This is a genomic window from Bradyrhizobium sp. NAS96.2 (genome assembly GCF_001908235.1).
GTDB lineage: Bacteria > Pseudomonadota > Alphaproteobacteria > Rhizobiales > Xanthobacteraceae > Bradyrhizobium.
The window spans coordinates 1-23,548 of sequence record NZ_LGHK01000100.1 but is presented as its reverse complement, the minus strand read 5'-3'; the positions used below and the strand labels follow the sequence as shown (position 1 = coordinate 23,548).

The 23,548-nt window shown below is 65.6% G+C and carries 21 protein-coding genes; 9 read left to right on the top strand and 12 right to left on the bottom strand.

Annotation, left to right across the window (positions count from 1 at the left end):
- Positions 1–37: 37 nt before the first annotated feature.
- Positions 38–979: an acetamidase/formamidase family protein gene (locus tag AC628_RS22070; protein WP_074128847.1), complete on the bottom strand. Its 942-nt coding sequence runs from the start codon at positions 977–979 to the stop codon at positions 38–40.
- Positions 980–1,045: 66 nt separating this feature from the next.
- Here AC628_RS22070 and AC628_RS22065 point away from each other — a divergent pair, with 66 nt between their 5' ends.
- The 3 genes from AC628_RS22065 (at position 1,046) to AC628_RS22055 (ending at position 3,979) form a co-directional block, all read left to right on the top strand.
- Positions 1,046–1,840 (top strand): YdcF family protein, encoded by a 795-nt coding sequence (locus AC628_RS22065; RefSeq protein ID WP_083633082.1) that lies wholly within the window; start codon positions 1,046–1,048, stop codon positions 1,838–1,840.
- Between the two features lie 87 nt (positions 1,841–1,927).
- Positions 1,928–2,710 carry a DUF169 domain-containing protein gene (locus AC628_RS22060; RefSeq protein WP_074128846.1) on the top strand — a complete coding sequence of 261 codons (783 nt, stop codon included), beginning with the start codon at positions 1,928–1,930 and terminating at the stop codon, positions 2,708–2,710.
- Positions 2,711–2,803: 93 nt separating this feature from the next.
- The gene (locus AC628_RS22055; protein ID WP_074128845.1) at positions 2,804–3,979 is read left to right on the top strand and encodes a saccharopine dehydrogenase family protein; all 1,176 of its coding nucleotides are present in this window, start codon (positions 2,804–2,806) and stop codon (positions 3,977–3,979) included.
- A 130-nt stretch (positions 3,980–4,109) separates the two neighbouring features.
- On the opposite strand, the gene AC628_RS22050 is transcribed toward AC628_RS22055, so the two are convergent.
- Positions 4,110–5,309 carry an FAD-dependent oxidoreductase gene (locus AC628_RS22050; protein WP_074128946.1) on the bottom strand — a complete coding sequence of 400 codons (1,200 nt, stop codon included), beginning with the start codon at positions 5,307–5,309 and terminating at the stop codon, positions 4,110–4,112.
- A 123-nt stretch (positions 5,310–5,432) separates the two neighbouring features.
- On the opposite strand from AC628_RS22050, the gene AC628_RS22045 reads away from it, so the two are divergent.
- Positions 5,433–5,927 (top strand): MarR family winged helix-turn-helix transcriptional regulator, encoded by a 495-nt coding sequence (locus tag AC628_RS22045; RefSeq protein WP_210190243.1) that lies wholly within the window; start codon positions 5,433–5,435, stop codon positions 5,925–5,927.
- On the opposite strand, the gene AC628_RS22040 is transcribed toward AC628_RS22045, so the two are convergent.
- From AC628_RS22040 to AC628_RS22025, 4 genes are all read right to left on the bottom strand, one after another.
- Positions 5,899–7,167, bottom strand: coding sequence for an O-antigen ligase family protein (locus AC628_RS22040; RefSeq protein WP_074128844.1), 1,269 nt, complete (start codon positions 7,165–7,167; stop codon positions 5,899–5,901). The genes AC628_RS22045 and AC628_RS22040 overlap by 29 nt on opposite strands.
- A gap of 133 nt (positions 7,168–7,300) precedes the next feature.
- Positions 7,301–8,842, bottom strand: coding sequence for an undecaprenyl-phosphate glucose phosphotransferase (locus AC628_RS22035; protein WP_074128843.1), 1,542 nt, complete (start codon positions 8,840–8,842; stop codon positions 7,301–7,303).
- A gap of 115 nt (positions 8,843–8,957) precedes the next feature.
- Entirely contained in the window at positions 8,958–10,097 is a 1,140-nt protein-coding gene (locus AC628_RS22030; protein WP_074128842.1) for a glycosyltransferase family 4 protein, read from the bottom strand.
- A gap of 3 nt (positions 10,098–10,100) precedes the next feature.
- Positions 10,101–10,727, bottom strand: a complete 627-nt coding sequence (locus AC628_RS22025) for a polysaccharide biosynthesis/export family protein (protein WP_074128841.1) — start codon at positions 10,725–10,727, stop codon at positions 10,101–10,103.
- 175 nt (positions 10,728–10,902) lie between these two features.
- Here AC628_RS22025 and AC628_RS22020 point away from each other — a divergent pair, with 175 nt between their 5' ends.
- Entirely contained in the window at positions 10,903–13,230 is a 2,328-nt protein-coding gene (locus AC628_RS22020) for a GumC family protein (RefSeq protein WP_074128944.1), read from the top strand.
- Between the two features lie 9 nt (positions 13,231–13,239).
- Here the strand turns inward: AC628_RS22020 and AC628_RS22015 are convergent, their stop codons facing one another.
- Positions 13,240–14,220: a Bug family tripartite tricarboxylate transporter substrate binding protein gene (locus AC628_RS22015; protein WP_074128943.1), complete on the bottom strand. Its 981-nt coding sequence runs from the start codon at positions 14,218–14,220 to the stop codon at positions 13,240–13,242.
- A gap of 139 nt (positions 14,221–14,359) precedes the next feature.
- Here AC628_RS22015 and AC628_RS22010 point away from each other — a divergent pair, with 139 nt between their 5' ends.
- The gene (locus AC628_RS22010) at positions 14,360–15,319 is read left to right on the top strand and encodes a LysR family transcriptional regulator (RefSeq protein WP_074128840.1); all 960 of its coding nucleotides are present in this window, start codon (positions 14,360–14,362) and stop codon (positions 15,317–15,319) included.
- A gap of 45 nt (positions 15,320–15,364) precedes the next feature.
- Here AC628_RS22010 and AC628_RS22005 read toward each other — a convergent pair whose 3' ends face one another.
- Entirely contained in the window at positions 15,365–16,702 is a 1,338-nt protein-coding gene (locus tag AC628_RS22005) for an MFS transporter (RefSeq protein ID WP_074128839.1), read from the bottom strand.
- Positions 16,703–17,036: 334 nt separating this feature from the next.
- On the opposite strand from AC628_RS22005, the gene AC628_RS22000 reads away from it, so the two are divergent.
- Entirely contained in the window at positions 17,037–17,975 is a 939-nt protein-coding gene (locus tag AC628_RS22000) for a LysR family transcriptional regulator (protein ID WP_074128838.1), read from the top strand.
- 18 nt (positions 17,976–17,993) lie between these two features.
- On the opposite strand, the gene AC628_RS21995 is transcribed toward AC628_RS22000, so the two are convergent.
- Positions 17,994–19,187 carry a GNAT family N-acetyltransferase gene (locus AC628_RS21995; RefSeq protein WP_074128837.1) on the bottom strand — a complete coding sequence of 398 codons (1,194 nt, stop codon included), beginning with the start codon at positions 19,185–19,187 and terminating at the stop codon, positions 17,994–17,996.
- Positions 19,188–19,340: 153 nt separating this feature from the next.
- Between AC628_RS21995 and AC628_RS21990 the strand changes: the two genes are divergently transcribed.
- On the top strand, positions 19,341–20,405 hold the full coding sequence (locus AC628_RS21990; RefSeq protein ID WP_074128836.1) for a polysaccharide deacetylase family protein: 1,065 nt from the start codon (positions 19,341–19,343) through the stop codon (positions 20,403–20,405).
- Between the two features lie 82 nt (positions 20,406–20,487).
- Here the strand turns inward: AC628_RS21990 and AC628_RS21985 are convergent, their stop codons facing one another.
- Positions 20,488–20,697, bottom strand: coding sequence for a DUF2842 domain-containing protein (locus AC628_RS21985; RefSeq protein ID WP_074128835.1), 210 nt, complete (start codon positions 20,695–20,697; stop codon positions 20,488–20,490).
- A 198-nt stretch (positions 20,698–20,895) separates the two neighbouring features.
- Here AC628_RS21985 and AC628_RS21980 point away from each other — a divergent pair, with 198 nt between their 5' ends.
- Positions 20,896–21,981, top strand: coding sequence for a COX15/CtaA family protein (locus AC628_RS21980; RefSeq protein ID WP_074128834.1), 1,086 nt, complete (start codon positions 20,896–20,898; stop codon positions 21,979–21,981).
- A gap of 21 nt (positions 21,982–22,002) precedes the next feature.
- Here AC628_RS21980 and nadC read toward each other — a convergent pair whose 3' ends face one another.
- Both nadC and AC628_RS21970 read right to left on the bottom strand, forming a co-directional pair.
- Positions 22,003–22,857, bottom strand: a complete 855-nt coding sequence (gene nadC, locus AC628_RS21975) for a carboxylating nicotinate-nucleotide diphosphorylase (RefSeq protein ID WP_074128833.1) — start codon at positions 22,855–22,857, stop codon at positions 22,003–22,005.
- On the bottom strand, positions 22,854–23,548 hold a 695-nt coding region (locus tag AC628_RS21970; RefSeq protein WP_143201738.1), incomplete at its 5' end, for an FAD-binding protein. The genes AC628_RS21970 and nadC, both read right to left, overlap by 4 nt.

Sequence of the window (23,548 nt, the reverse complement as noted above, 5' to 3'; positions counted from 1 at the left end):
CGCTTGCCGAACACAAGTGCGGCTTATCGACTGGTTGTCAGCCGTGAACGACCGATTTGGCGATCATGCAGTGAATGCCCTTGGAGCCGTTGACCGTCTGGGTGACCCGCAGGTCGGCGGCCAGGCTGCACAGCGTGTAGGCGTCCTCGCGGGAGAGATTCCGCTTCTCGCCGAGCAGCACGATCATGTCGCGCAGCGCCCGCATCGCGCATTGGTCGAGATCGGGATCCATCGCCATGGTGATGTAATGGTCCGCGGTCTCGGCCCGCGGATAGGTGAACTTGAGGTCGTTGCGCACGGTCAGGCGGAAGCGGCCGGTGAGCGCGGTCTCGATCGCGGTGACGCAGACCTCGCCGTCGCCCTGCACGCCATGGCCGTCGCCGCAGGAGAACAGCGCGCCCGGTACGAACACCGGCAGATACAGCGTCGCACCGGGACCGAGCTCCTTGTTGTCGAGATTGCCGCCCATCGCGCGCGGGATCAGCGAGGTGATGAGACCCCAGGCCGGCGGGGGCGCGACGCCCATCACGCCAAAGAACGGCCTGAGCGGCAGGTCGAGGCCCCAGGGCAGGCGGCCCACCATGCGCTCGCGATCGAGTGGGATGTTGAGCAGCCGCACCTCGTCGAAATCGTCGGGCAGGGTGCCGGACAACGGCTTGATGACGTTGAAGCCCCAATCCTGCCGGAGCTGCACGTCGAGAATATCGATCTGCAACACATCGCCTGGTTGCGCGCCTTCGACGGCGACCGGGCCTGTCAGGATATGTCCAGGCACCGGCCGCGCGTTCCTGGCATGGATGTCGGCCAATTCCGGCGGCACGTGGAATTTCTCGCGGTCGGGTACGACCTCCGGCGTGCCGTTGACGGTTTCGATCGTGATCTCGTCGCCGCTCGCGATCGTGAGGACCGGCTTCAGCTTGGCGTCAAAGAAGCCGCAATGGCAGGTTTCGGGACTGGACTTCAGATGATGATGGGTCATGTGACGGCTTTTGATTAGTTTCCCAGCAGCGTATGACGCTGTAGCAGAACTTCGCAGAGGCTTCCCTTGTTTTTTGTGCTCTCCAAGACGCTCGGCATCATGCTGCTGCCGATCAATTTCCTGATCGGGATCGGCGTGATCGGCGCCGTGCTGCTGCTGACGCGGTTTGCGCGTCTCGGCCGCAGGTTGATGGTTGTCGCGCTGCTGCTGCTTGCGATCTGCGGCTTCTCGCCGCTCGGCAATGTCCTGATCTCAACGCTGGAGCAGCGCTTCCCGCCATGGGACGCCTCGCGCGGCGCGCCCGACGGCATCATCGTGCTTGGCGGCTCGATCGATGCCGATCTGTCGGTCGCGCATGCGACGCCTGTCGTGCGCAGTGCGGCCGATCGCGTCATCGCGGCGGCGGCGCTGGCGCGCAGGTATCCGAACGCGCGCCTCGTGTTCACCGGCGGCAGCGCGAACCTGATCTCGAATGATGCGCGCGAGGCCGACTATGCCGCCGAGATGTTCGAGAGCCTCGGCATTGCCAGGTCGCGGTTGATCATCGAGCGCCGCTCGCGCAACACGGTGGAGAACGCCGAGCTCTCCAAGGCGCTGGTCGATCCCAAGCCGGGCGAGCGCTGGCTGCTCGTCACCTCGGCCTATCACATGCCGCGCTCGGTCGGGCTGTTCCGCAAGGCGGGATTCAACGTCGAGGCCTATCCGGTCGACTGGCGCGTCGGCAATGTCTTCAGTTTTGCGACGCTTTCGATCGAGGGCTTGTCGCGCACCGATCTCGGCACACGGGAGTGGATCGGGCTGCTGGCCTATCATCTGGCCGGCAAAACCGACGATTTGCTGCCGGGACCGGGCCCGCGTTGAGCGACGAGCCGGTCGCTTCCGTCGACCAATCCAGCTAACATCCCACCAACAGGCAGCGCCAAGCTGCCGATCATGGGAGTTCACGCCATGCAACAGCAGACACCGCCGGAACAGCTCGACCTCGGCGCAATCGTCGCGGATCTGAACAATCTGCTGCGGCTGAAGACCACGGTCATCGGCATCAAGATGTTCGCCCGCGTCGAGGAGATGGAGGCGATCCCGAAGATCCGCCGTCCGTCGGCGGTGCACACCACGGACCAGATCGTCAGCATGGCCTCGCGGCTCGGCTGGACCGTCGGCATCACCGGCGACGATCTGGTCGGCGCGCAATGCCGCGCGGTGATCGGGCTCGCGCCGCAGGACGAGAAGTGGCTCGCCGGCGAGAACTATGTCGGCGTCTGGCACGGCACCGCCGAAGACGCGCGCAAGCGCCAGGAGGCGCTCGACGTGGTGCCGTATGGCCAGTACCAGGCGATGGCGGTGAGCCCGCTGACCAGCGGCCGTCTCAATCCGCCGGACATCTGCCTGGTCTATGCGACGCCGGGGCAGATGATCATCCTGATCAACGGGCTGCAGTACACCGGCTACAAGAAGTTCGAATGGGGCGTGGTCGGCGAGACCGCGTGCGCGGATTCGTGGGGGCGGGCGCTGAAGACCGGCGAGCCGAGCCTGTCGTTGCCGTGCTTCGCCGAGCGCCGCTACGGCGGCGTGCCCGACGAGGAGATGCTGATGGCGCTGCCACCGGCCTATCTGGTGAAGGCGATCGCGGGCATGAAGCAACTCGCCAAGAACGGCCTGCGCTATCCGATCGCACCCTATGGGATCCAGGCCGACGTACGCGCCGGCATGGGGGTGTCTTACAAGAATTAGGGCCAAGAAATAGCGGCAAGAAATAGCGGATTGCGTCGCCGCGCCCGCGATGACAAAAGGGCGCCCAACTTTGCTGCGCAGGGAGCCTGATCCATGTCCTCGTCGAAACTCGACATCGTCGTCTACGGTGCGACCGGCTTCACCGGCCAGCTCGTCGCCGAGTATCTCGCGGCGCATTATCGCGACGGCAGCCTGAAATGGGCGATGGCCGGGCGCAGCAAGGACAAGCTCGCCTCGGTTCGCGATGCGATCGGCGCGCCCGCCGACACGCCCTTGATCGTTGCCGATGCCAGCGATGCCGCGTCGCTGAAGGCGATGCTGGCGCAGACCAAGTCGGTCATTTCGACGGTCGGTCCGTATCAGCTCTATGGCAATGAGCTGATCGCGGCCTGCGTGGAAAGCGGCACCGATTATTTCGATCTTTGCGGCGAGCCGGTCTGGATGCGGCAGATGATCGACAAGTATGAAGCCGCGGCAAACGCCAGCGGCGCGCGCATCGTGTTCTCCTGCGGCTTCGACTCGGTGCCGTTCGAGCTCGGCGCGTTCTTCGTGCAGGAGGAAGCCAAGCGCGTGTTCGGTGCGCCGGCGCAGCGCGTCAAGGGCCGCGTGCGCGACATGCGCGGCACGCTGTCCGGCGGCACGGCCGCGAGCGCCAAGGCGACCTTCGATGCCGTCGCCAAGGACTTGAGCCTGGTCGCGATCCTCAACAATCCCTTCGCGCTGACGCCGGGCTTCGAGGGGGCGAAGCAGCCGCGCGGCAGCAAGCCGGCTTACGAGGAGGATCTGCACTCCTGGACCGCGCCGTTCATGATGGCGCTGATCAACACGCGCAATGTCCACCGCTCCAACATGCTGATGGGCTTTCCCTACGGGAAGGACTTCGTCTACGACGAGATGGTCCTGACCGGCCCGGGCGAGAAGGGCGAGGCCAATGCAAAGAAGGTGATGGCGCTGAATTCCGAGAAGACCGGTCCCAGCGCACCGAAGCCGGGCGAGGGGCCGTCCAAGGAAGAGCGCGAGAACGGCCGCTACGATCTGCTCTATCTCGCGGTCGCGCCCGACGGCCGCATGGTCCGCGCCGGCATCAAGGGCGATCGCGATCCCGGCTATGGCTCGACCTCGAAGATGATCTCGGAATGCGCGATCTGCCTGTTGCGCGACACGCCCGACGTCGCCCCCGGGTTCTGGACGCCGGGAGCTGCGATGCAAGGTAAGCTGATCAAGCGCCTGGTCGACCACGCCGGGCTGACCTTCGAGGTCGAGAAGTAACTTCTCGCAATTTGCTCGATGTCATCGCCCGGCTCGACCGGGCGATCCAGTATTCCAGAGACGGCTGTATTTCGGCGGATAGGCCGCGGCGTACTGGATCACCCGCATTCGCGGCTGATGACAGCCGGGGCTATGCCGCCGCCCGCGGATTATACGCGTACATGAAATCCATGCCCTTGGACGACACTGGCAGCAGCAGCTTCAGCATGTGATCGCGCAGCCAGGCGCCGGTCGCGCTGAACTCGCGCTTGCTGTTGCCGTTGCGGCGCGCGATCGCCACGATCTTCTCGGCGCGCGGGCGCCGCTCGTGCTCGAAGGCCTGGAATGTCAGGCCGAGCTCCTGGCCGTCGCGCATCAGGATGCCGAGCCGCAGCGCGTCTTCCAGCGCGAGCGATGCGCCCTGGCCGGCATGCGGGCTGGTGGCGTGCGCGGCATCGCCGATCAGCAGCGTCCGCTTGCGCGACCAGGTCGGCAGCGTGGCAACGTCGAGCGTGTCGGTGACCACGATGTTCTCGGCAGCCTCGATGATATCGGGGATCGGCGCGTGCCAGCCGGCGTGGAATTCGCGCAGATGCTGCCTGATCGCGTCCTGGCTTTGCAGGCGATACGCCGCCGCGGTCATGCCGTGCGATGGCTGCGTGCTCCACCACATCCCGCCGGTGTCCGGATCGGGGCTGCACAGGCCGTAGCCGAAGAAGCCGCTTTGCCCGAACGTGGTCTCCACCTTCTGGCCGATCGAGAGGCGCTCGAACATGGCGCGTGGCACGAATCCGCCGAAACCGATCAGCCCGGTGTCGAACGGCGTCGGGCCGTCGGGGATGACGTGCCGCCGCACCGCCGAGTGCACGCCGTCGGCGCCGATCACGAAATCGCCTTCGGCGGTGGTGCCGTCGTTGAAATAGGCGATGACCGGCTGGTCGCCGCGGTCCTCGATCTTCACCAGCTTCTTCTCGAAGAACACCGAGACGTTGGAGCCCCACGCCTTGTCGATAAGCGTCTCGTTGAGGGTCGCGCGGCACATGTTCACCGCGGGCTGGCCGAAGCGCTGCTGCATGTTCTGGTTGAGCGAGCCGAGCTTCTTGCCGTTCTGCGAATAGAAGTCGAACGATTCGGCGATCGAGCCGTTGCGGATCAGTTCGTCGGCGAGGCCGAGCTCCGCCAGCACATGCATGCCGTTGGGCGCGATCTGCAGGCCGCCGCCGATCCCGGTGGAATAGGGCCAGGCTTCATAGAGCTCGGCCTCGATGCCGGCGCGGGCCAGGAACATCGCGGTCACTGGACCTGCGATGCCGGCGCCAATGATCAGAGCTTTACGGGGACGTGAGGTCATGCCTTGCTCCATGCGTCCGTGTGGGCTACGAAACGTTAGTTGCTAATTATCTTATTTTGTAAGATATTAGGCGAGTAAGATATAGGAGCAGCTTTGTCAAGTGCGAAGTCGCGCGAAGCGCTGATGCAGGAACTCGAGGAGGCGATGCGCCGGTCATCCGCGCAGGGCGTGATGTACGGCCAAGCCGTTGCGGAAGTTGCCGGAATCGCCAATTCCGACATGGAATGCATGGACATCCTGCTGCTGGAGGGGCGGGTGACCGCCGGCCGCCTCGCCGAGGTGACCGGGCTGACCACGGGCGCCATCACGGGCGTCGTGGATCGGATGGAGAAGGCGGGTTACGTGCGCCGCGAGCGGGACGAGAGCGACCGCCGCAAGGTCTTCATCTCGGTGATCGAGGAAAAGGCCGCCGAGATCGGCAAGTTCTACGTGCCGATGCAGGAGGCGATGCTCAAGGTCTGGAGCAGCTACACCGAAGACGAGTTGCGGCTGCTGCTGCGCTTCGCCAATGACGGCTACAAGGGGGTGCTGGAGGCGACCGCCGCGCTGAAGAGCGTGATCGACACGCCGCCCGAGCAGCGCGCCAAGCTCAAGATGCCGCCGAAGTCTCGTCGCTGACCTCGAGCGATGTCGCGCGGTAGCGCTCGGCCGCCGCATACATGCCCCACATCGTGCCCAGCATCATCCAGAAATGCCGCCAATGGTCGGTATCGATGATGAAGCTCTCGCCGGCGATGCCGAGGAAGGCCGAGAAGATCGCCAGATAGTCGCGCTGCCACGGCACCCGCATGTAGATGTAGCGGAAGCCGATGATCGCGCTGACGAACACCAGCGCCGGATAGCAGATGCCCGAGATCCAGCCGCCTGACATGAAGGCGTTGAGGAACGAGTTGTGGGTGTCCTCGGGGAAGTAGGTGTGGAACTGGAGCGGCCCGATGCCGAACGGCAGTTCCAGTGCCATCTGGGCGCCGAGGATGTGGCGGCCGAACCGGCCGAAGCGGCCTTCATCATAGCTCTGGTCGAAGCTCGCGCGCTGCTTGAACATGTCGGCGACCGTGCCGATCGACAGCAGCACCGCGATCAGCGCAACGGCCAGGATCGCGGCGATCAAGGTCATCACGATGATGCGCGAGCGCTGCGCCTGCGAGCGGCTGGTGAACACCATCAGCGCCAGCATGAACGCCGCGGTGATCACGAGGCCGCCCCAGGCGGCGCGGGAGAATGACAGCAGGATCGCCAGCGAGATGATGCCGAAGGCGATGGCGTTGCGGAACGCCTTGCCGAAGCGATCGGAGACCACGCTTTGCAGCGTGAACAGCGCGGGCAGGATCAGGAACGCGCCGAGCACGTTCGGATCCTTAAAGGTGCCGCGGGCGCGATCATACAGCGTCAGCAGGTCGTAGCCGCCGGGCACCAGATGGAAGTAGCCGGCGATGCCCGCCAGCGAAGCGATCATCGCGCCGACGATCAGCCCCCGGCGCAGCATGTCGAGCCGCACGTCGGTGTCCTCCGACATCACCATCGCGAAGAAGATGACGGTGACGGCCATGTACCAGGAGGTGAGGACCCAGTTCACCACCTCCGGCTTGTCGAGGAACGGCACCGCGCCGATGCTGTAGCCGACATTGAGCACGATCAGCGCGAACAGCAGCGGCATGAACACGAGCTGCATGCGCAGGCCCGTGGCAAAGAACAGCACGCAGGCGGTCAGCGTGACCAGTTCATACGGACTCGGCTCGATGAACACGATGGCGATCGACGCGGCGGCAAGCCATACCAGCGCCCGCTGCAGCGCCAGCACGCCTGGCGGCGCCGATGTCAGCGATTGGGACGTCCCGGCTGTCGCCGCATAGGCCATCGGATACTCACGCAACTCGGTACAAACACTCAGTCCTTCAATGCGACGAGCGGTGGGATTGCTCCCGCCTTCGCTCTTCGAGCTACGGCGGGCAAGTCGCTGCGCTCGCAATGACGGCGGTTGGTCTCGACTCTCAGTACGCGTTCTCGTTCTTCGTGATCAGCGAGAACGGGGTCTTGAGCAGGATGTAGAGGTCGAACAGCACCGACCAGTTTTCGATGTAATAGAGGTCGTATTCGACGCGTTTCTGGATCTTCTCGTCGGTGTCGACCTCGCCGCGCCAGCCGTTAATCTGTGCCCAGCCGGTGATGCCGGGCTTGACGCGGTGGCGGGCGAAGTAGCCGTCGACGGCCTCGTCGAACAGGCGGTTCTCCAGCTTGCTCTGCACGGCGTGCGGGCGCGGGCCGACCAGCGAGAGATTGCCCTTCAGTACGACGTTGAACAGCTGCGGCAATTCGTCGAGCGAGGTCTTGCGGATGAAGCGGCCGACGCGGGTGACGCGCGGATCGTTCTTGGTCACGACCTTGGAGGCGGTCGGATCGGCCTGGTGATGGTAGAGCGAGCGGAACTTGTAGACGTCGATCCGCTCATTGTTGAAGCCGAAGCGCTTCTGGCGGAACAGCACCGGGCCGGGGCTGTCGAGCTTCACCGCGAGCGCCACCAGTCCCAGCACCGGGAGCGCCGCAAGCAAAGCGAGGCCACCGACCACGCGGTCGAACAGCCATTTCAGCACCAGATCCCAGTCCGTGATCGGCGCCTCGAACACGTCAAGTGTCGGCACCTTGCCGACATATGAATAGGAGCGGGGCCGAAAACGCAGCTTGTTGGTATGGGCCGATAGGCGGATATCGACCGGCAGCACCCAGAGCTTCTTGAGCATTTCCAGGATGCGGGTCTCGGCCGAGATCGGCAGCGCGAACAGCACGAGGTCGACGCGGGTGCGGCGGGCGAACTCGACGATGTCGTCGACCTTGCCGAGCTTCGGCGAGCCGGCGCAGGTTTCCATGGCGCGGGCATCGTTGCGATCATCGAACACGCCGAGCACGTGGATGTCCGTGTCGTCGTCGGCGTTCAACGCCTCTATCAGCTTCTCACCATTCTGGTCGGCGCCGACGATGATGGTGCGGCGGTCGAGCCGGCTGTCATGCGCCCAGGCCCGCACCATCGAGCGCAGCGCGAGCCGTTCGGCGATCAGGACCGCGAGGCCGACGCAGAAGAACGACGACAGCCAGACCCGCGACACCTCGCCGCCGAGCTTGACCAGGAAGGAGATGCCGATGAACAGCAGGAACACGAAGGCCCATGACGAGATCATCCGCGTCATCTGGCGGAGCTGGCCGCGGAAGATCTGCACCTGGTAGATGTCGGCGGCCTGGAAGCAGACCACGGCCGCCGCCGACATGCCGAGGATCGATGCGATGTATCCCCAATGGATACCGCCGCCGGCAAGCGGCATGACATAGGCCAGATAGAGCCCGACGCCGACCAGGCTGAGCAGCACGAAATCGGCGAGGCGAACCACGCCGGCGATCACGACCGGCGAGTAGGCGCCGCGAACTTTTTGATTGGTGACGGCGAGCGCGGCCGGCGACAGGCGGCGGCGGCGTTCCTGCGGCTGAGCAGCCGTCGCAGACGCAGCGGCATCCAGCATCGAGCGTGCGTTAAACGGTTCCACGAGTCCACGTCCATTCCTGCGCCTGCAGATGGGCATCCGCGCGCAGCAGCGAAATTCCCCGGGACGTGACTTAAGGGGACAAATCGGAAGAAACGGTTACGTGTGCAAGAAGTGGTTAACGTTTGGCAAATGCATCGCGATAGCCGGCCAGCACGCCCTCGACCATGGCGCTCTGCGAGAAATGTTCGGAAATCCGCTCGCGCAGTTTTTGCGCGCGCGTCGCGGTCGCGGCGGGATTGTCGAGCGCGACCTTGATCGCATCGGCCATCGCAGCGGCATCGCTCGGCGCGAACAGGGCGTCGGTGTGGGTGTCGAAGATCTCCGGGATGCCGCCGACATTGGCAGCGATCATCGGAATTCCCGCAGCGCCGGCCTCGATCACCACATAGGGCATCGAATCGCCGCGCGAGGGAACCACCAGCAGGCTGCCTTTCGAGAAACCGTACCGCGCCTTGACGTGGCCGATGAAGCGAACGGCGTCGCCGAGCGACAGCCGCTTCACCTGCTCCTTGAGCCGCTCGAACTCCTCGCCGTCGCCGCCAAGCGTCAGCGTCACCGGCTTGCCCTCGGCGCGCAACTTGGCGACCGCGTCGATCAGAAGGTCGGCGCCCTTGATGCGGCGGAATTCGCCGACATAGGCGACGTCAGTGGCGTCATCGGCCTTGGCAACCGGTTCGAATTCCTCGGACGTGACGCCGTTGAAGACACAGCGGACGAGGCCTGCGGGCTTGCCGACGGTGCGCTGATAGGTGTCGCGGGCGAATGTGCTCTCGAACAGGAACAGATCGGTGCTGTTCATCAGCGTGCGCTCGAGCTGGCTGTAGAAGCGGCCCTTCCAGGTGTCGAGCGGGTAGTGCAGCGAGCCGCCATGCGGCGTGTAGACCCGGATCACCTTGTTCGAGCGCCGCCGCAGCCGGACATAGGCGCCGGCCTTGGCGCCATGGCCGTGCACGACATCGGGTTTCAGCTTTCGGATCAGACCGGCGATATGCGCCCAGACCATGAAGTCGGCGAAGCGCGGCTCGCGGCGTATCGCGACCCGGTGGACGCCGAGCTTGAGGCGCGGCTCGATCTCGGCCAGCACGGCGTCGGCACGGGTGCCGCCGGTCAGGCTGTCGGCGACGATGCCGACATGGTGGCCGCGCTCGATCTGGCCGTTGGCGACGTCGAGGATGTGACGAATGATGCCGCCGACCGGAGCACGAACGACATGCAGGATGCGGAGCGGCTGGTCCTGATTGTGATCCTGCGCCATCGATCAGAACCAGCGTTCGCCGACGAACACGGTGTCACCGGGGCCGATCGGCGTGCCGAGGGGAGCTGCGAAGCGGCCGGCGCCCGATGCATCGGTATGGGTGAGGGTGACCTCGTCGCGCCTCGCGCGCGGCGCGAAGCCGCCGGCGATCGCCACCGCACTCTCGACCGTCATGTTGGGCACATAGGGATATTGGCCGGGGGCCTGGACTTCACCGAGGATGAAGAACGGCCGGTAGGATTCGATCTCGACCGCCACCGACGGCTCGCGGATGAAGCCGTTGCGCAGCCGTGCGGTGATCTCGGCGGCAAGCCCGGCAGGGGTGCGGCCGCGTGCCGGCACCGAGCCGATCAGCGGCATCGTGATCGCGCCGGCGGCATCGATCGCATAGGAGTTGGTCAGGCCTTCCTGGCCATAGACCACGACGCGGAGCTTGTCGCCGGGGCCGAGATTATAGGCCTCGCGCCCCGGCGCAGGCTCGGCATAGGCGACCGGCCCGGCAAAGGAGGGCTGCCCATATGCCATCGGATCGAGGGCCGGGTCGCCGGCAACCGGCGAAGTCCGTCCCATGCAGCCCGACAGCGCGAGCGCAGCAATCAGACAAGCAAGGGGAGCGCGCAAATCGCGCATGCGAGGAATCCCACGAAATTACCGGCCCCGATTAACGGCACTCATGGTTAACAAAGCATGACGGAGTGGTGGTGGCAGCCGCATCCGTCAACCGCGCCGATTAACCCAGCAGCAACCTTAATGGACTGTAATCGCCCGCATTGAGATGGAATCGCGGCGTCCGCGGGAGTTCGTTATGCGTTTTGCATTCTGGCGTAGAGGCGAGGAAAAGGCCGCCGTGCAGCGGGCGCTGCCGAAGTCTGCGCCCGTCGCCGACGGGGCCGTTGCGAAGCCGGCTTTGCCGATGTCTGCTCCTGACGAACCGGCGCCGGCAACCGATCTCGATCTCCATGTGCTCGGGCGCGCGCTGGCGCGCAAACGAAGCTGGATCGTCGTGCCGACCGTGCTGGTGTTTGCGCTGTCGCTCGCTGCCGTCAACGTCGTGACGCCGCGCTACAAGTCGGAAGCGCGAATCCTGATCGACAATCGCGAGAATGCCTTCCTGCGCCCGAACGGCGAGCGCGATCTGGAGCGCACCTCGCTCGATGCCGAGGCCGTGACGAGCCAGGTGCAACTGTTGCTGTCGCGCGATCTCGCGCGCGACATCATCAAGAAGAACAAGCTCGCCGAGCGTCCGGAGTTCGATCCGGTGCTGCGCGGCTTCTCCCCGCTGAAGTCGCTGCTGGCGCTGTTCGGCATCGGCCGTGACCCGTTCAGCCTGACGCCGGAAGAGCGGGTGCTCGATTCCTATTACGAGCGCTTCCAGGCCTATGCGGTCGACAAGTCGCGCGTCATGGTGATCGAATTCCAGTCGGAGGATCCCGAGCTTGCGGCGCGCGTCACCAACTCGATTGCAGACGGCTATCTCGTGTTGCAACAAGGGGCGCGGCAGGACCAGGCCAAATCCGCGAGCACCTGGCTGCTCGGCGAAATCGACAAACTGCGCGGCAAGGTCGCAGATGCGGATTCGCGGGTCGAGGAATTCCGCTCCAAGTCGAGCCTGTTCGTCGGCACCAACAACATCCCGCTGTCCAACCAGCAGATGGGCGAGCTGAACACGCAGCTCAACAACGCCCGCGCGCTGAAGGCGGATGCCGAGACCAAGGCGCGCCTGATCCGCGAGATGCTTCAGGGTGGCAAGCCGATCGAGGCTTCGGAAGTGCTCAATTCGGAGCTGATCCGCAGGCTCGCCGAGCAGCGCGGCACGCTGCGCGCCCAGCTCGCCGAGCAGTCCTCGACCTTGCTCGACAACCACCCGCGCATCAAGGAATTGAAGGCGCAGATCTCCGATCTCGACCGGCAATTGCGCGAGGAAGCCGGCAAGGTCTCGCGCTCGCTGGACAACGACGCCCGCGTCGCCGATGGCCGCGTCCAGGCACTGCAGGCGAGCCTCGACCAGTCGAAGAAGCAGGCCTCGTCGAGCAACAGCCAGGACGTGCAGTTGCGCGGGCTGGAGCGTGAAGCCAAGGCGCAGCGCGATCTGCTGGAAGCCTATCTCGCCAAATATCGCGAGGCGACCGCCCGCGAGAACATCGAGGCGGCGCCGACCGACGGCCGCATCATCTCGCGCGCCACGGTCTCCAATACGCCAGCCTATCCGAAGAAGCTGCCGATCGTGCTGATCGCGACGCTGGCGACGCTGTTGCTGTCGTCCGGCATCATCATCACCGGCGAATTGCTACGCATCTCTGCGCCGGGCGCGGTGGGCCGCGCCTTCGCGCCGGCCGCCGCGGTGATCAGGCGCCGCGAACCGGTCATGGAGACCGGAGCTATGGACGAGCCGGCGCCGAGGCTGTCGCCTGAACCCGAACTCGCATCGCCGCTCGCTCCCAGCCTGTCGCCGGAGCCTGAATTGTCGCCGGAGCCCGCAATGGCCTACGAGCCCGTCATCAGCGAGCCGCAGCCTGCGCCCGCCCAAACGGTCGACGAGATCGATGCGCTGGCGGGGCGTCTCGTCGCGGCCGGTCCCGCCGCCCACAAGGTCACAGTGCTCGGCCCGGCCACTGGCGAGAGCGTCACGTGGACCGCGCTGACGCTGGCCCGTCTGATGGCACGCCAGGCCAAGGTCGTGGTGGTCGATCTCGTCGCATCCTCGCCGGTGCTGACGGCGGCGACCGTCGATCCTACCGCGCCCGGGCTGGCCGAGCTGATGCAGGGTGAGGCGACGTTCGCGCAGATCATCACCAAGGATCGGCAGTCGCGCGTGCAGATCGTCAGCGCCGGACGCCCGGGCTTCGATCGCAGCCATCTGCAATCGCCGCGGCTGGCGCTTGCGATCGATGCGCTGCTCCGGGTCTACGATCACGTGCTGCTCGACGCCGGCTCGGCCGTCGACCTGCCGGCCGAGCTGCTGACCGCAAAGGCGCAGGCCGTCGTCGTGCCAGACGCCGGAATGGCGCGGGATGCCCGCCATCAGATGGTCGATCAGCTGAGGGCCGTCGGCTTCTCCGAAGTGACGATGCTGAGCAAGCCCTGCGCGCCGTCGGAAACGGTCGCGAGGGGCCCGCGGGTGGTGGCGGCCTGACGGTCACCATCAACCTGTCGGGGTAAATCCGGTCGCCTGCACGATCCCCTTCCAGCGCTCGGATTCCGAGGCGAGCAGTCGTGCAAAGTCGCTCATCGCGATTGCGTCGACATCGACCGACAATTTGGCCATGCCGGACTTGACCTCGTCGGTGCGTAGTGACGTCTGAATCGCATTATTGAGTTGTGCGACGATGGCCGGAGGCGTCTTCGCCGGCAGGAAGATGCCGAACCAGGTCAGGTCCTGAAGCGAGGGGTAGCCAGCCTGCGCCACGGTCGGTACGTCCGGCAGGGCGCCAAGGCGGGTCGGGCCGGTGGTCGCCAGAGCGCGAAGCTGTCCGGCCTGGACCTGGCCCAGCAGGCTGTCGAGCGGCATCACTGCCGACGCGATCTCTCCCTTCAGGAGATCCTGGACCGCGCCTCTGCCCTGATAGGGCACGTGAACGTAGTCAAAGCCCGCGGTCCGTCCGAGCGTTGCGCCAATGAAATGCAATGTGGTGCCGACACCCGGCGTGCCGTAGGTCGCCTGTGTTGGGTTGGCCCGGCACCAGCCGATGAAGTCGGCGAGGCTCCGGACGCCCTTCGGTACTTTCGGCCCCACCGCCAGCAAGGTAGGAAACGAGCCGACGGTCGATACCGGCGTGAAGTCTTGCGGCGCATAGGCAAGCGTCTTGTAGATATGCGGAAACAGCGCGATGAACCCGAGCGGCGCGAGCAGCATGACCGATCCGTCGGCCTCAGCACCCCTCAGCGCCTCGACTGCGATGCGGCCGCTTGCGCCGGGCCGGGTCTCAACGATGATGGAGTCGGCATAGTCCTTCATCTGTCCGGCAACGAGCCTTGCCACGGCGTCTGGCAATCCGGGTGTGTATCCGGTCAGGATATGGGCGGTCTTCAGTCGCGGCTGTGCGGCGACCGGCCGGGCCGGAGTCGCGGCCACCAGCGCGATGCCGGTAGCTGATGCGGTCAGTACATCGCGACGGGTCAACATGAGTGCCTCCTTACTCGACATGGCGCGCCATGTGGGGCGCGACGATCTGCGTCATCGCACGCGGAGGATGCGTGAGGCGGGAATGAACGTCCAATGCTAGTCTCTGAGGCGTCCATAACCGTTTTGGTAAGGCTGGCAGATGCAGGACATCGAGCGTGCCCGACGCCGGATCAAGCTGCGCGATCTGCACATCCTGCTCGTCATCGCGCAGCGCGGCAGCATGGCGAGAGCCGCAGCGGAGCTCGCAATGTCACAGCCCGCCGTGTCCCGGGCAGTCGCCGATATGGAGCACTCGCTTGGACTTCGGCTCTTCGACCGTGGCCGCAACGGCATCGAACTAACGGCTTACGGTCACGCTCTGGTCAGGCGCGGAGTGTCGATTTTCGACGAGCTTACCCAAGGCTTGCACGAACTCGAGTTTCTTGCCGATCCGACCGTCGGTGAGTTGCACATCGGCAGTTCGGAAAGCATTGCAGCGGGCCTGCTTCCGGTGGCGATCGATCGTTTCACGCAGCAGCATCCCGGAATCCGCATCAATGTCGCGCAGACCGTTCTCAGCGACCTCCGTTACCGCGAACTGCGCGAGCGCAACATCGATCTGTTGCTCGGATGGACGCCGACACCGTTTAACGAGCCGGATCTGGCGGTCGAGCCTCTGTTGAATGATCCGCGCGTCGTGGTCGCAGGAAAGCGAAGCAAGTGGGCGCGCGCATCCAGGCTCGAGCTGATTGACCTTGCGCGAGAGCGCTGGGTGTTGCCTCCGCCGGACACCTTTCCGGGCTCCGCGGTGGCGGAAATGTTCAGCGGCGGCGGAATTCAGGCCCCAACAGCGCCGATTACGACGCTGTCGCTTCACTTGTGCTGCCGGATGGCCGCGACCGGCCGCTTCGTCAGCCTGCTGCCGGGCTCCGTCGCGTGGTGCGCCGGCGCTGATCTCGGGTTGAAGGTCCTTCCGGTTCAGCTGCCGCCAACGGCCGCGGTCTCGGCTGCGATCGTCACCTTGAAGGGACGTACATTGGGGCCAACTGCGGAGATATTCATCGCCTGCATCCGCGAGGTGGCCAAAGCGACTGCAGGCTGGCCCGGCGCCCGAAAATAATGACGGGTAGCCGAGCGCATTGCCTGCTGCGCAGCTGCGTGACCTTCAGTGCGCCAGCACCGGATCGCGCGCGGCGCGCTCCAGCACCGGATCGATCCGCAGCCGGATCGTGACCAGCGCGCCGATCAAGCCGACGACCGCGAGCAGCAGCAGGCCTGCCGTGAAGCCGCCGGTCAGGTCCTTCAAATAGCCCATCGCGAACGGGCCGGCGAAGCCCGAGAGATTGCCGAGCGAGTTGATCGCGGCGATGCCTGCTGCGGCCGAGGCGCCGTTCAGGATGCTGGCCGGCATCGGCCAGAACATCGGCGGCACCGCCGAAACCCCGATCTGCGCGAGGCAGAGCAGGCCGACGATCAGCACCGGACTGGAGACCAGCCCGGCGAGGCCGATGCCGACGGCTGCGAGCACCAGCGCGCCGGCTACGTGGTAGCGCCGCTCGCCGGTCTTGTCGGAATGGCGGCCGAGCAGCACCATGCCGACCGCGCCGAACACGAAGGGCAGGGCGGCGATCAGGCCGGTCTGGGTGTCGGTGACGCCAAACGCCTTGATGATGGTGGGCAGGAAGAACGCGACGCCGTAGCTGGCCGCGTTGAGGCAGAAATAGACCAGGGCGCAGGCGAGGACGCGCGAATCGGTGAGCGACTGCATGACCGAGATGTGCTCCACGGCTTCCTTCTTCTGCCGCTCGATCTCGAGGGTGGTCTGCACCCATTTGATCTCGTCGGGCTGCAACCAGCTCGCCTGACGCGGGAAGTCGGGCAGCATGGCCAGCACAGCGAAGCCGACCAGGACCGACGGCAGCGCTTCGCAGATGAACAGCCATTGCCACCCGGTCAAGCCTGCGCCCGACAGGTTGAGCAACAGGCCCGAGATCGGTGCCCCGATGATGCTCGAGATCGGGATCGCCAGCATGAACAGGCTGATGACGCGGGCCCGATAGATCGTCGGGAACCAGAGCGTCAGATAGAAGATGATGCCGGGGAAGAAGCCGGCCTCGCAGGCGCCGAGCAAGAGGCGCAGGAAGTAGAAAATCCACTCGCTCGAGAGGCCGCTCGCCGCCGACATCTGCGGGATGAACGCGAATGCCGCCGAGACGATGCCCCAGCTGATCATGATGCGGGCGATCCAGCGCCGCGCGCCGAACCGCTCCAGCAGGATGTTGGAGGGGACTTCGAAGAAGAAGTAGCCGACGAAGAACAGGCCGGCGCCGAGCCCGTAGGCTGCTTCGCTGAGGCCGAGCGCCGTGTTCATGTGCAGCTTGGCGAAGCCGACATTGACGCGATCGAGATAGGCCACGAAGTAACACAGGATGAGGAACGGAATCAGCCGTCGCATCATCTTTCCAACCGCGCGCTTCTCGACATCGTCGCTCATCGTTCCCATCCCTTTCTGTTTTCGATTCGGCAAACGCTGACTGCGCTGCCCGGGGTAGCATCTGGTGCACCCGCAGCGGTCCGTTGCCTTGCCCTTGCAAGTTGCCTTGCAATCCTTGCATTCATTGTTGTGTAATCAACGGCCGCGTGACTAATGGCATTTGGGAATGGAGCCACGGCGAAACTGTCATGATGCACCGCGGTATAAGCGCGGGAACCCAGAGCGTTTTTCAGCGAAGTGGAAACCGGTTCGCTTAAGAAAAACGCGTCAAAACAGTATCTAGAGCCCCGTTCCGAGTAGTCGGAACGGAACAGGCTCTGGCCGGGCAGGATGGTAGCGGGCCGTGATCAATAACCTGAAATTGCGCCAGTTGCGCCTGCTGGTGGCGCTCGACAGCGAGCGCAAGCTGCAACTGGCGGCCGAGCGGCTGAATATTACCCAGTCGGCGGCATCGAAGATGCTGGCCGAGATCGAGGCGGTGGCGCGGGTTCCGCTGTTCGAGCGGACGGCGCGCGGCGTCGAGCCGACCGCCTATGGCTCGATTCTGATCCGTGGCGGCCGGAGCGTGCTCGCGGACCTTGACCGGGTCACCAATGAGTTCGCCGGCTACCGGTCCGGCGAGCTCGGCACAGTGTCGGTCGGGACGGTCGCCAAGCCCAGCATCGACCTCGTCGTCGACGTCATGCAGTACCTTGGCGAGAAACTGCACCGGGTGAACATTTCGCTCGACGTCAGCACCAGTCCACCGCTCGTTGCGCGGCTTCTGGCGCTTGAGCTCGACTTCGTCGTGGCGCGAATTCCGGCCGGCGTCGATCCCGGACAGTTCGACTATCACGAGATCGGCGCCGAGCAGGCCGGCTTGCTGGTTCGCGCCGAGCATCCGCTGGCCGGCCTCGACAGCGTCAATCTCGAAGACACGGTCGACCTGCAATGGATCGTCCAGCCGCGGGAATCCTTCATGCGCCAGGGGCTGGAGCGGCTGTTCTACAGCCGGGGCATCGCGCCGCCCCAGCGCATCATCAACACCGAGTCGTTCTTCGCGTCGATCGGAATTGCGGCGGGCATCGATGCGATCGTGCCGGTGCCGCTCTTGATCTTCGATCTGCTCGATCCGCAGCGCTTCAAGATGCTTCGCATCCGCGACCAACTGATGCTCGAGAGCTACGGGCTGATCAAGCTGCGCAAGCGGGCGTTATCGCCCGCCGCGACGCTGGTGTTCGATGCGATGATGCGGCTTGGCGTCGCGAGCGGCCGCGCGGCGCCGGATGGCTCGTCCGCGTAGCGTCGCCCGCGGTCGTGCTCAGCGGAACATGCTCCGCAGGTTCTGCGCGATCTCGAGCAGCGCGGGATTTTGCTTCACGGCGCGCTTGGCGCGGCTGATGGCCGACAGCGCGGTGGCCGCCGGCTTGCCGCGCAGGCTGAGCGGAATGAAGCTGTCGACGATCGCTTCGTCGTCCTTGCAGAACAGCCGCTTGTATTCGTCCGAGCCGATGCCGAGGTCGAAGGCGCGATAGTTCAGGCCGGCATGGCGATCGATGATGTCGCGCATCAGGATCAGGCCGGGGCTGAACTTGGAATTGGCCGACATCGTGTAGGTGTTGAACATCATCGAGAAGCGGTGACCGTCGGACACGCCGGCGAAGATCGCGATCACTTCATCGTCGCACTCCAGCGCGTGGATGTCGATTGCATAGCCCTTGCCGTCGGCGCGCGGCGCGAGGCAGGCGGTGCGGATGAACTGCTCGACGCCCGGCTCGGCGAACACGTTGGGCAGCTTCTGCTCGGCCATGCGCTGCGGCTTGACGCGGAAGAACCAGTCGAGCAGGCGGCAGACGTCGGCGCTGTTGTCAGCGACATGATAGCGGTAGCCCGGCAGCGCCTGCAGCTTGCGCTCCTTGCCCTTGAGGCGGCGGCGGAACGAATTGCTGACCAGCGACGCGGGTGCCGCACCGGGCTCGATGACCAGCAGCGGGCAGTCGTTCACCGAAGCCTGATGCGGCAGCAACACCATCGGATTGGGCTGGTCCTGCCAGCGCAGCGGCTGCTGACACAGCATGAGCGCGTCGACGCGGGACCGCTCGGCGATCGAGCCGATCAGGACCGTGATGTCGGCTTCAGTCGCGTTGGCGGCGAAGTCGCGGTCGTACAGCGCCATGTTGAAGGTCGCATGCTTGCCGCCCATGAAGCTTGCGCAATTGGCGCCCAGGCGCTGCTCGACGGCGAGCGGCAACAGCAGCAACGGACGGCGTTCGCTGTCATGGGCCACGACGATGAAGGGCCGCAGGCCTTCGCGCTCGCCGACCTGGCGTTGCCAGGAGGCAAGGAAGTCGAAGCGCTGATAGGGCGTGTAGCTGTGTTGCGGGGTCTCGAGACTGCGCCAGGTCGCCTCGGCCGCAGTAAGGTCGTGAAAGATGTCGACGCCGGCGACGCGGATTGCGTTCGGCCATGCTCGCGCGCCCGCCGTCTGGCCTTCAATTGCCGCCGCCATGGTCATCTCGGAGCCCAAATTTTTTAAGGTATTAATTTACAGGTCTCGGCTGCGGCCGACCTTCGCAGGGAAATGTCAACAAAGAGTAATAACAATGCCTCGGGATGTGCTTGGCGGCGTGTGCGAACCGCCGGACGGGCAAGGACGGGTAGCGGGATCTTGGCGCCGGACAATCGGATTTTGCGGCGGGCTCGGGCCGAACTCGCCTATTTCAGTGGTGCCTTCAGGTTGCGGGAACGCGAGGCCGGCGGCGCCGGAGTGATCCTGCGCTTCGCGCGCGTCCGTCCCACCCAGCGTGGCCGGTTCCAACCGCTGAAATCCCAGGAGATCACGCCGGCCTTCCTTGATCGCACGATCCGCGGGCTGAAGCGCTGGAAGTACGACATCGTCGGGATCGACGAGGCTTGCCGCCGCGCGGTGACCATGCCGGAGCGGCGCCGCTTTGCCTGCCTGAGCTTCGACGGTGCCAGCAAGGACATCGTCACGCATGCCTATCCCGTGCTCGCCAGGCATCGCGTCCCGTTCACGCTCTATCTGCCGACCGCTTTTCCGGACGGCGTGGGCGCGGCGTGGTGGCTGGTGCTCGAGGACATCATCGCGCGCGAGGGCCGCATCAGCCTTGTCATCGACGGCCGGGAACGGCATTTCGTGGTCTCGGCCCTGTCGGACAAATATGAGCTGTTCGATTTCCTGTCCGGCTGGCTGCGCAAGCTGTCGCCGCCTGATCTGTCCTATGCGGTGAACGATCTCGCGCGGCGCTATTCGGCCGACGCTGCGCAATTGTCACGCAGCGCGTCGCTCGATTGGCAGGATCTGGCGAAGCTTGCCGCGGATCCGAACGTGACGTTCGGCAGCGCCACGGTGAACTATTCCGTCCTGTCGAGCCTCAGGGATGCCGACGCGCAGCGCGAGATGGCGATGGGAAAGGCGGTGGCCGAGAGCGCGCTGCGGCGGCCAGTCAGGCATTTCGCCTATCCCTTCGGCGACCGCGACGCGTTCGCGCGTCGGCATGTCGTGATGGCGGAGGAGGCTGGTTTTGCCAGCGCGGTGACGACCATCTCCGGCATTGTCGAGGCACAGGGACGCACCAACCTCTATGCGCTGCCGCGGATCGCGTGGGACGGCCGGGTGCGCTCGCTGCGGATCATGCGGGTGCTGCTGTCGGGCGTGATGTTCGCGCCGGTCCGGCCGACGCGCCATGCGCGCGACCAAGGCGGGACCTAAAGCGCGATGAGATCGCGCTTTAGGTTTTTCTGTCGGAGCAAAATCTTTCGGAAAACCGCTTCGCACTTTTCCGGATGATGCTCTAGACGCGGTCGGGCCGCGACATCCAGGCGACGATCGGCATCGCCGGCAGCACCCAGCCGAGGCCGGCGACGACGTAGAAGATCGCCTGCAGCAGGCCGGAATTGGCAAGCCACGGCGTCTGGGCGACCGTCATGCCGAGCAGCGACCACACCACGACCAGGATGAGCAGGAAGATGGTTCCGAGCAGTTTGCGGGTGCGTATGGCCATGACTTGTATGTGTAACTCGTGATCCAGAGCGTTTTCCAGTGAAGCCTGTGATGGACACCGCTTCGCGTAAAGAAAACGCGTCAAAACAAGATTCCGGAGCTTCGTTTCGAATCGATCGAAACGAGGCTCCAGGCGGCGCTTGCGCCGCGGGCGCGCCGGACTATAAGGGGCTCGAAAATCCAATCAAGTCAGGGCGAAATGGCCGGTATTTCCGCAAAGACATCGCAGCTCCGCGCCGTCAGGGTATGGCTGATCGCGGTCGCCGGTCTGATCGCGCTGATGGTGCTGGTCGGCGGAGCCACACGGCTCACCGAGTCCGGCCTGTCGATCGTCGAATGGAAGCCGGTGACCGGCGCGCTGCCGCCGCTGACCGAGGCACAGTGGACCCAGGCCTTCGAGGGCTACCAGAGGATTCCGCAATATCGCGAGCTCAACGCCGGGATGACGCTCGCCGAGTTCAAGACGATCTTCTGGTGGGAGTGGAGCCACCGGCTGCTCGGCCGGGTGATCGGCGCCGCCTATCTGCTGCCGTTCCTGTATTTCCTGTGGCGCGGCGCGGTGAGCGGTGAGCTCGGCCGGCGGCTGTGGGTGATTTTCGGCCTCGGCGCGCTGCAGGGCGGCGTCGGTTGGTGGATGGTGGCGTCCGGCCTCTCGGCGCGTGTCGAGGTGTCGCAGTATCGGCTGGCGACGCATCTGGTGCTGGCGCTCCTGATCTTCGCGGCGATCGTCTGGACGCTGCGGCGGCTGACGGACCGCCCAATGGTGATCGCGCCGCTCAGGCTGAAGGTCACCAGCGCGGTGCTGCTCGTGCTCACCTTCGTGCAGCTCTATTTCGGCGCGCTGGTCGCGGGTCTGCGCGCGGGCAGGGTCTACAACACCTGGCCCGAGATCGACGGCGGCTTGATCCCGTCGGGTGACCGGCTCTGGTTCGAGACGCCGTGGTGGCGCAACCTGTTCGATAACACGCTGACGGTGCAGTTCGAGCATCGCATGACCGCGTACCTGCTGTTTGCGCTCGCGATCGCGCATGCGATCGATGCCGTGCGCTCGCGCGCCGGCGGCGGCGTGATTGCCGGCGCCTGGTGGCTGGTCGCGGCGATCACGCTGCAGGCGACGCTCGGCATCCTGACGCTGCTGCATCAGGTGCCGATCGATCTGGCGCTGACGCACCAGGCGGTGGCGATCGTCGTGCTGACGCTCGCGGTGCTGCAGGCCGAGCGCTTCGCGGCGCGGCGGACTGAGCAGGAGCAGCCGACCCTCGTTGTGGTCGGCCAGTCCGGTTGATTCATCAACCCCTTTGATCGATCAGGACAGGTAGTCGAGCCCGATATCGAGCGCGGCCGAGCTGTGGGTGATCCAGCCGGCCGAGATCAGGTCGACGCCGGTGGCGGCAATCGCCGCGGCGGTCGCAGCCGTGATGCGGCCGGAGGCCTCGGTGATCGCCTTGCCGCGCGCCATGCCCACCGCCTGGGTGAGCTGCTCAGTCGTCATGTTGTCGAGCAGCACCGCGTCGGCGCCGAGCGCCAGCGCCTCTTCGAGCTGCGACAGCGTGTCGACCTCGACCTCGATCTTGACGAGATGACCGGCATTGGCCTTGGCGCGCTCGATCGCGGTGCGGATGCCGCCGGCGAGCGCGATGTGGTTGTCCTTGATCAGCACGGCGTCATCGAGCCCGAAGCGGTGATTGCCGCCGCCGCCGGCGCGCACCGCATATTTCTCCAGCGCCCGCAGTCCCGGCGTGGTCTTGCGGGTGCAGACGATCTGCGCGCGCGTGCCGGCGACGGCTTTGACCAGCGTGGCGGTCGCGGTGGCGACGCCGCTCAGATGGCAGAGGAAATTCAGCGCAGTGCGTTCCGCGGTGAGCAGGCTGCGGGCGGGGCCGTCGATGATCGCGATGACCTGGTCGGGCTCGACCACGCTGCCGTCGGGCCGTTCGGCGCGCAACGTGACGGAAGGCGACACCGTCTGGAAGGCCGTCCGCGCGACGTCGAGTCCGGCGATCACGCCGGGCTGCCGCGCCCGCATCACCAGCCGCGCCTGCTGGCTGGCCGGGACGATCGCATCCGCCGTAATGTCTCCAGCGCGGCCGATATCCTCGCGCAAGGCGGTCTGCACGATCGGCTCATATAGCAGCGGCAACAGGGGATTGAGGGTGGTCATGAGCGGGCACTCCTGGCTGGGATGCTGGTTTCGACGATGTCGCGCGCGGCGGCGAGCGCCTCGGCACGGGTGAGGGAAGACGGCGCCGCCGACAGGGTGGTGTGCGGGAAATCCGTGCGGAAATGGCCGCCGCGGCTTTCCTCGCGCCTGATTGCCGCGACCGCGATCATCAATCCGACCAGCGCCGGGTCGGACGCTGCGCCGTGGTTGCGCGCGAGCGGATAGAGGCTGCGGATCGCGCGTGCGATGCCGTCGCGGTCGCGCAGCACGCCGAGCCCCTGCGTGAGGATCGGGCGCACGACGGACGGATCGGAGGCTGGCGGCATCGCGTCGTCGCGCAGCATAGTCCGCGGGCCTGCGCTGACGCCCTCGATGCTCTCGGCGACCCAGCGCGCGCAGACGATCGCTTCCATCAGCGAGTTGCTGGCGAGCCGGTTGGCGCCGTGTAGGCCGGTGCGCGCGGCCTCGCCGCAGGCCCACAGGCCCTGCACCGTGCTGCGGCCAAAGCCGTCAACCGCGATACCGCCCATGTGGTAGTGGACTGCCGGCCGGATCGGGATCGGATCATGGGCGGGATCGATGCCGGCCATCTTGCAGAACGCAGAGATCACCGGATAGCGCTCGGCGAAATCCGCGCCCGGATGCTGGCGCGCGTCGAGGAAGGTGCGGTGCCCGGCGGCGCGGTGGCGCC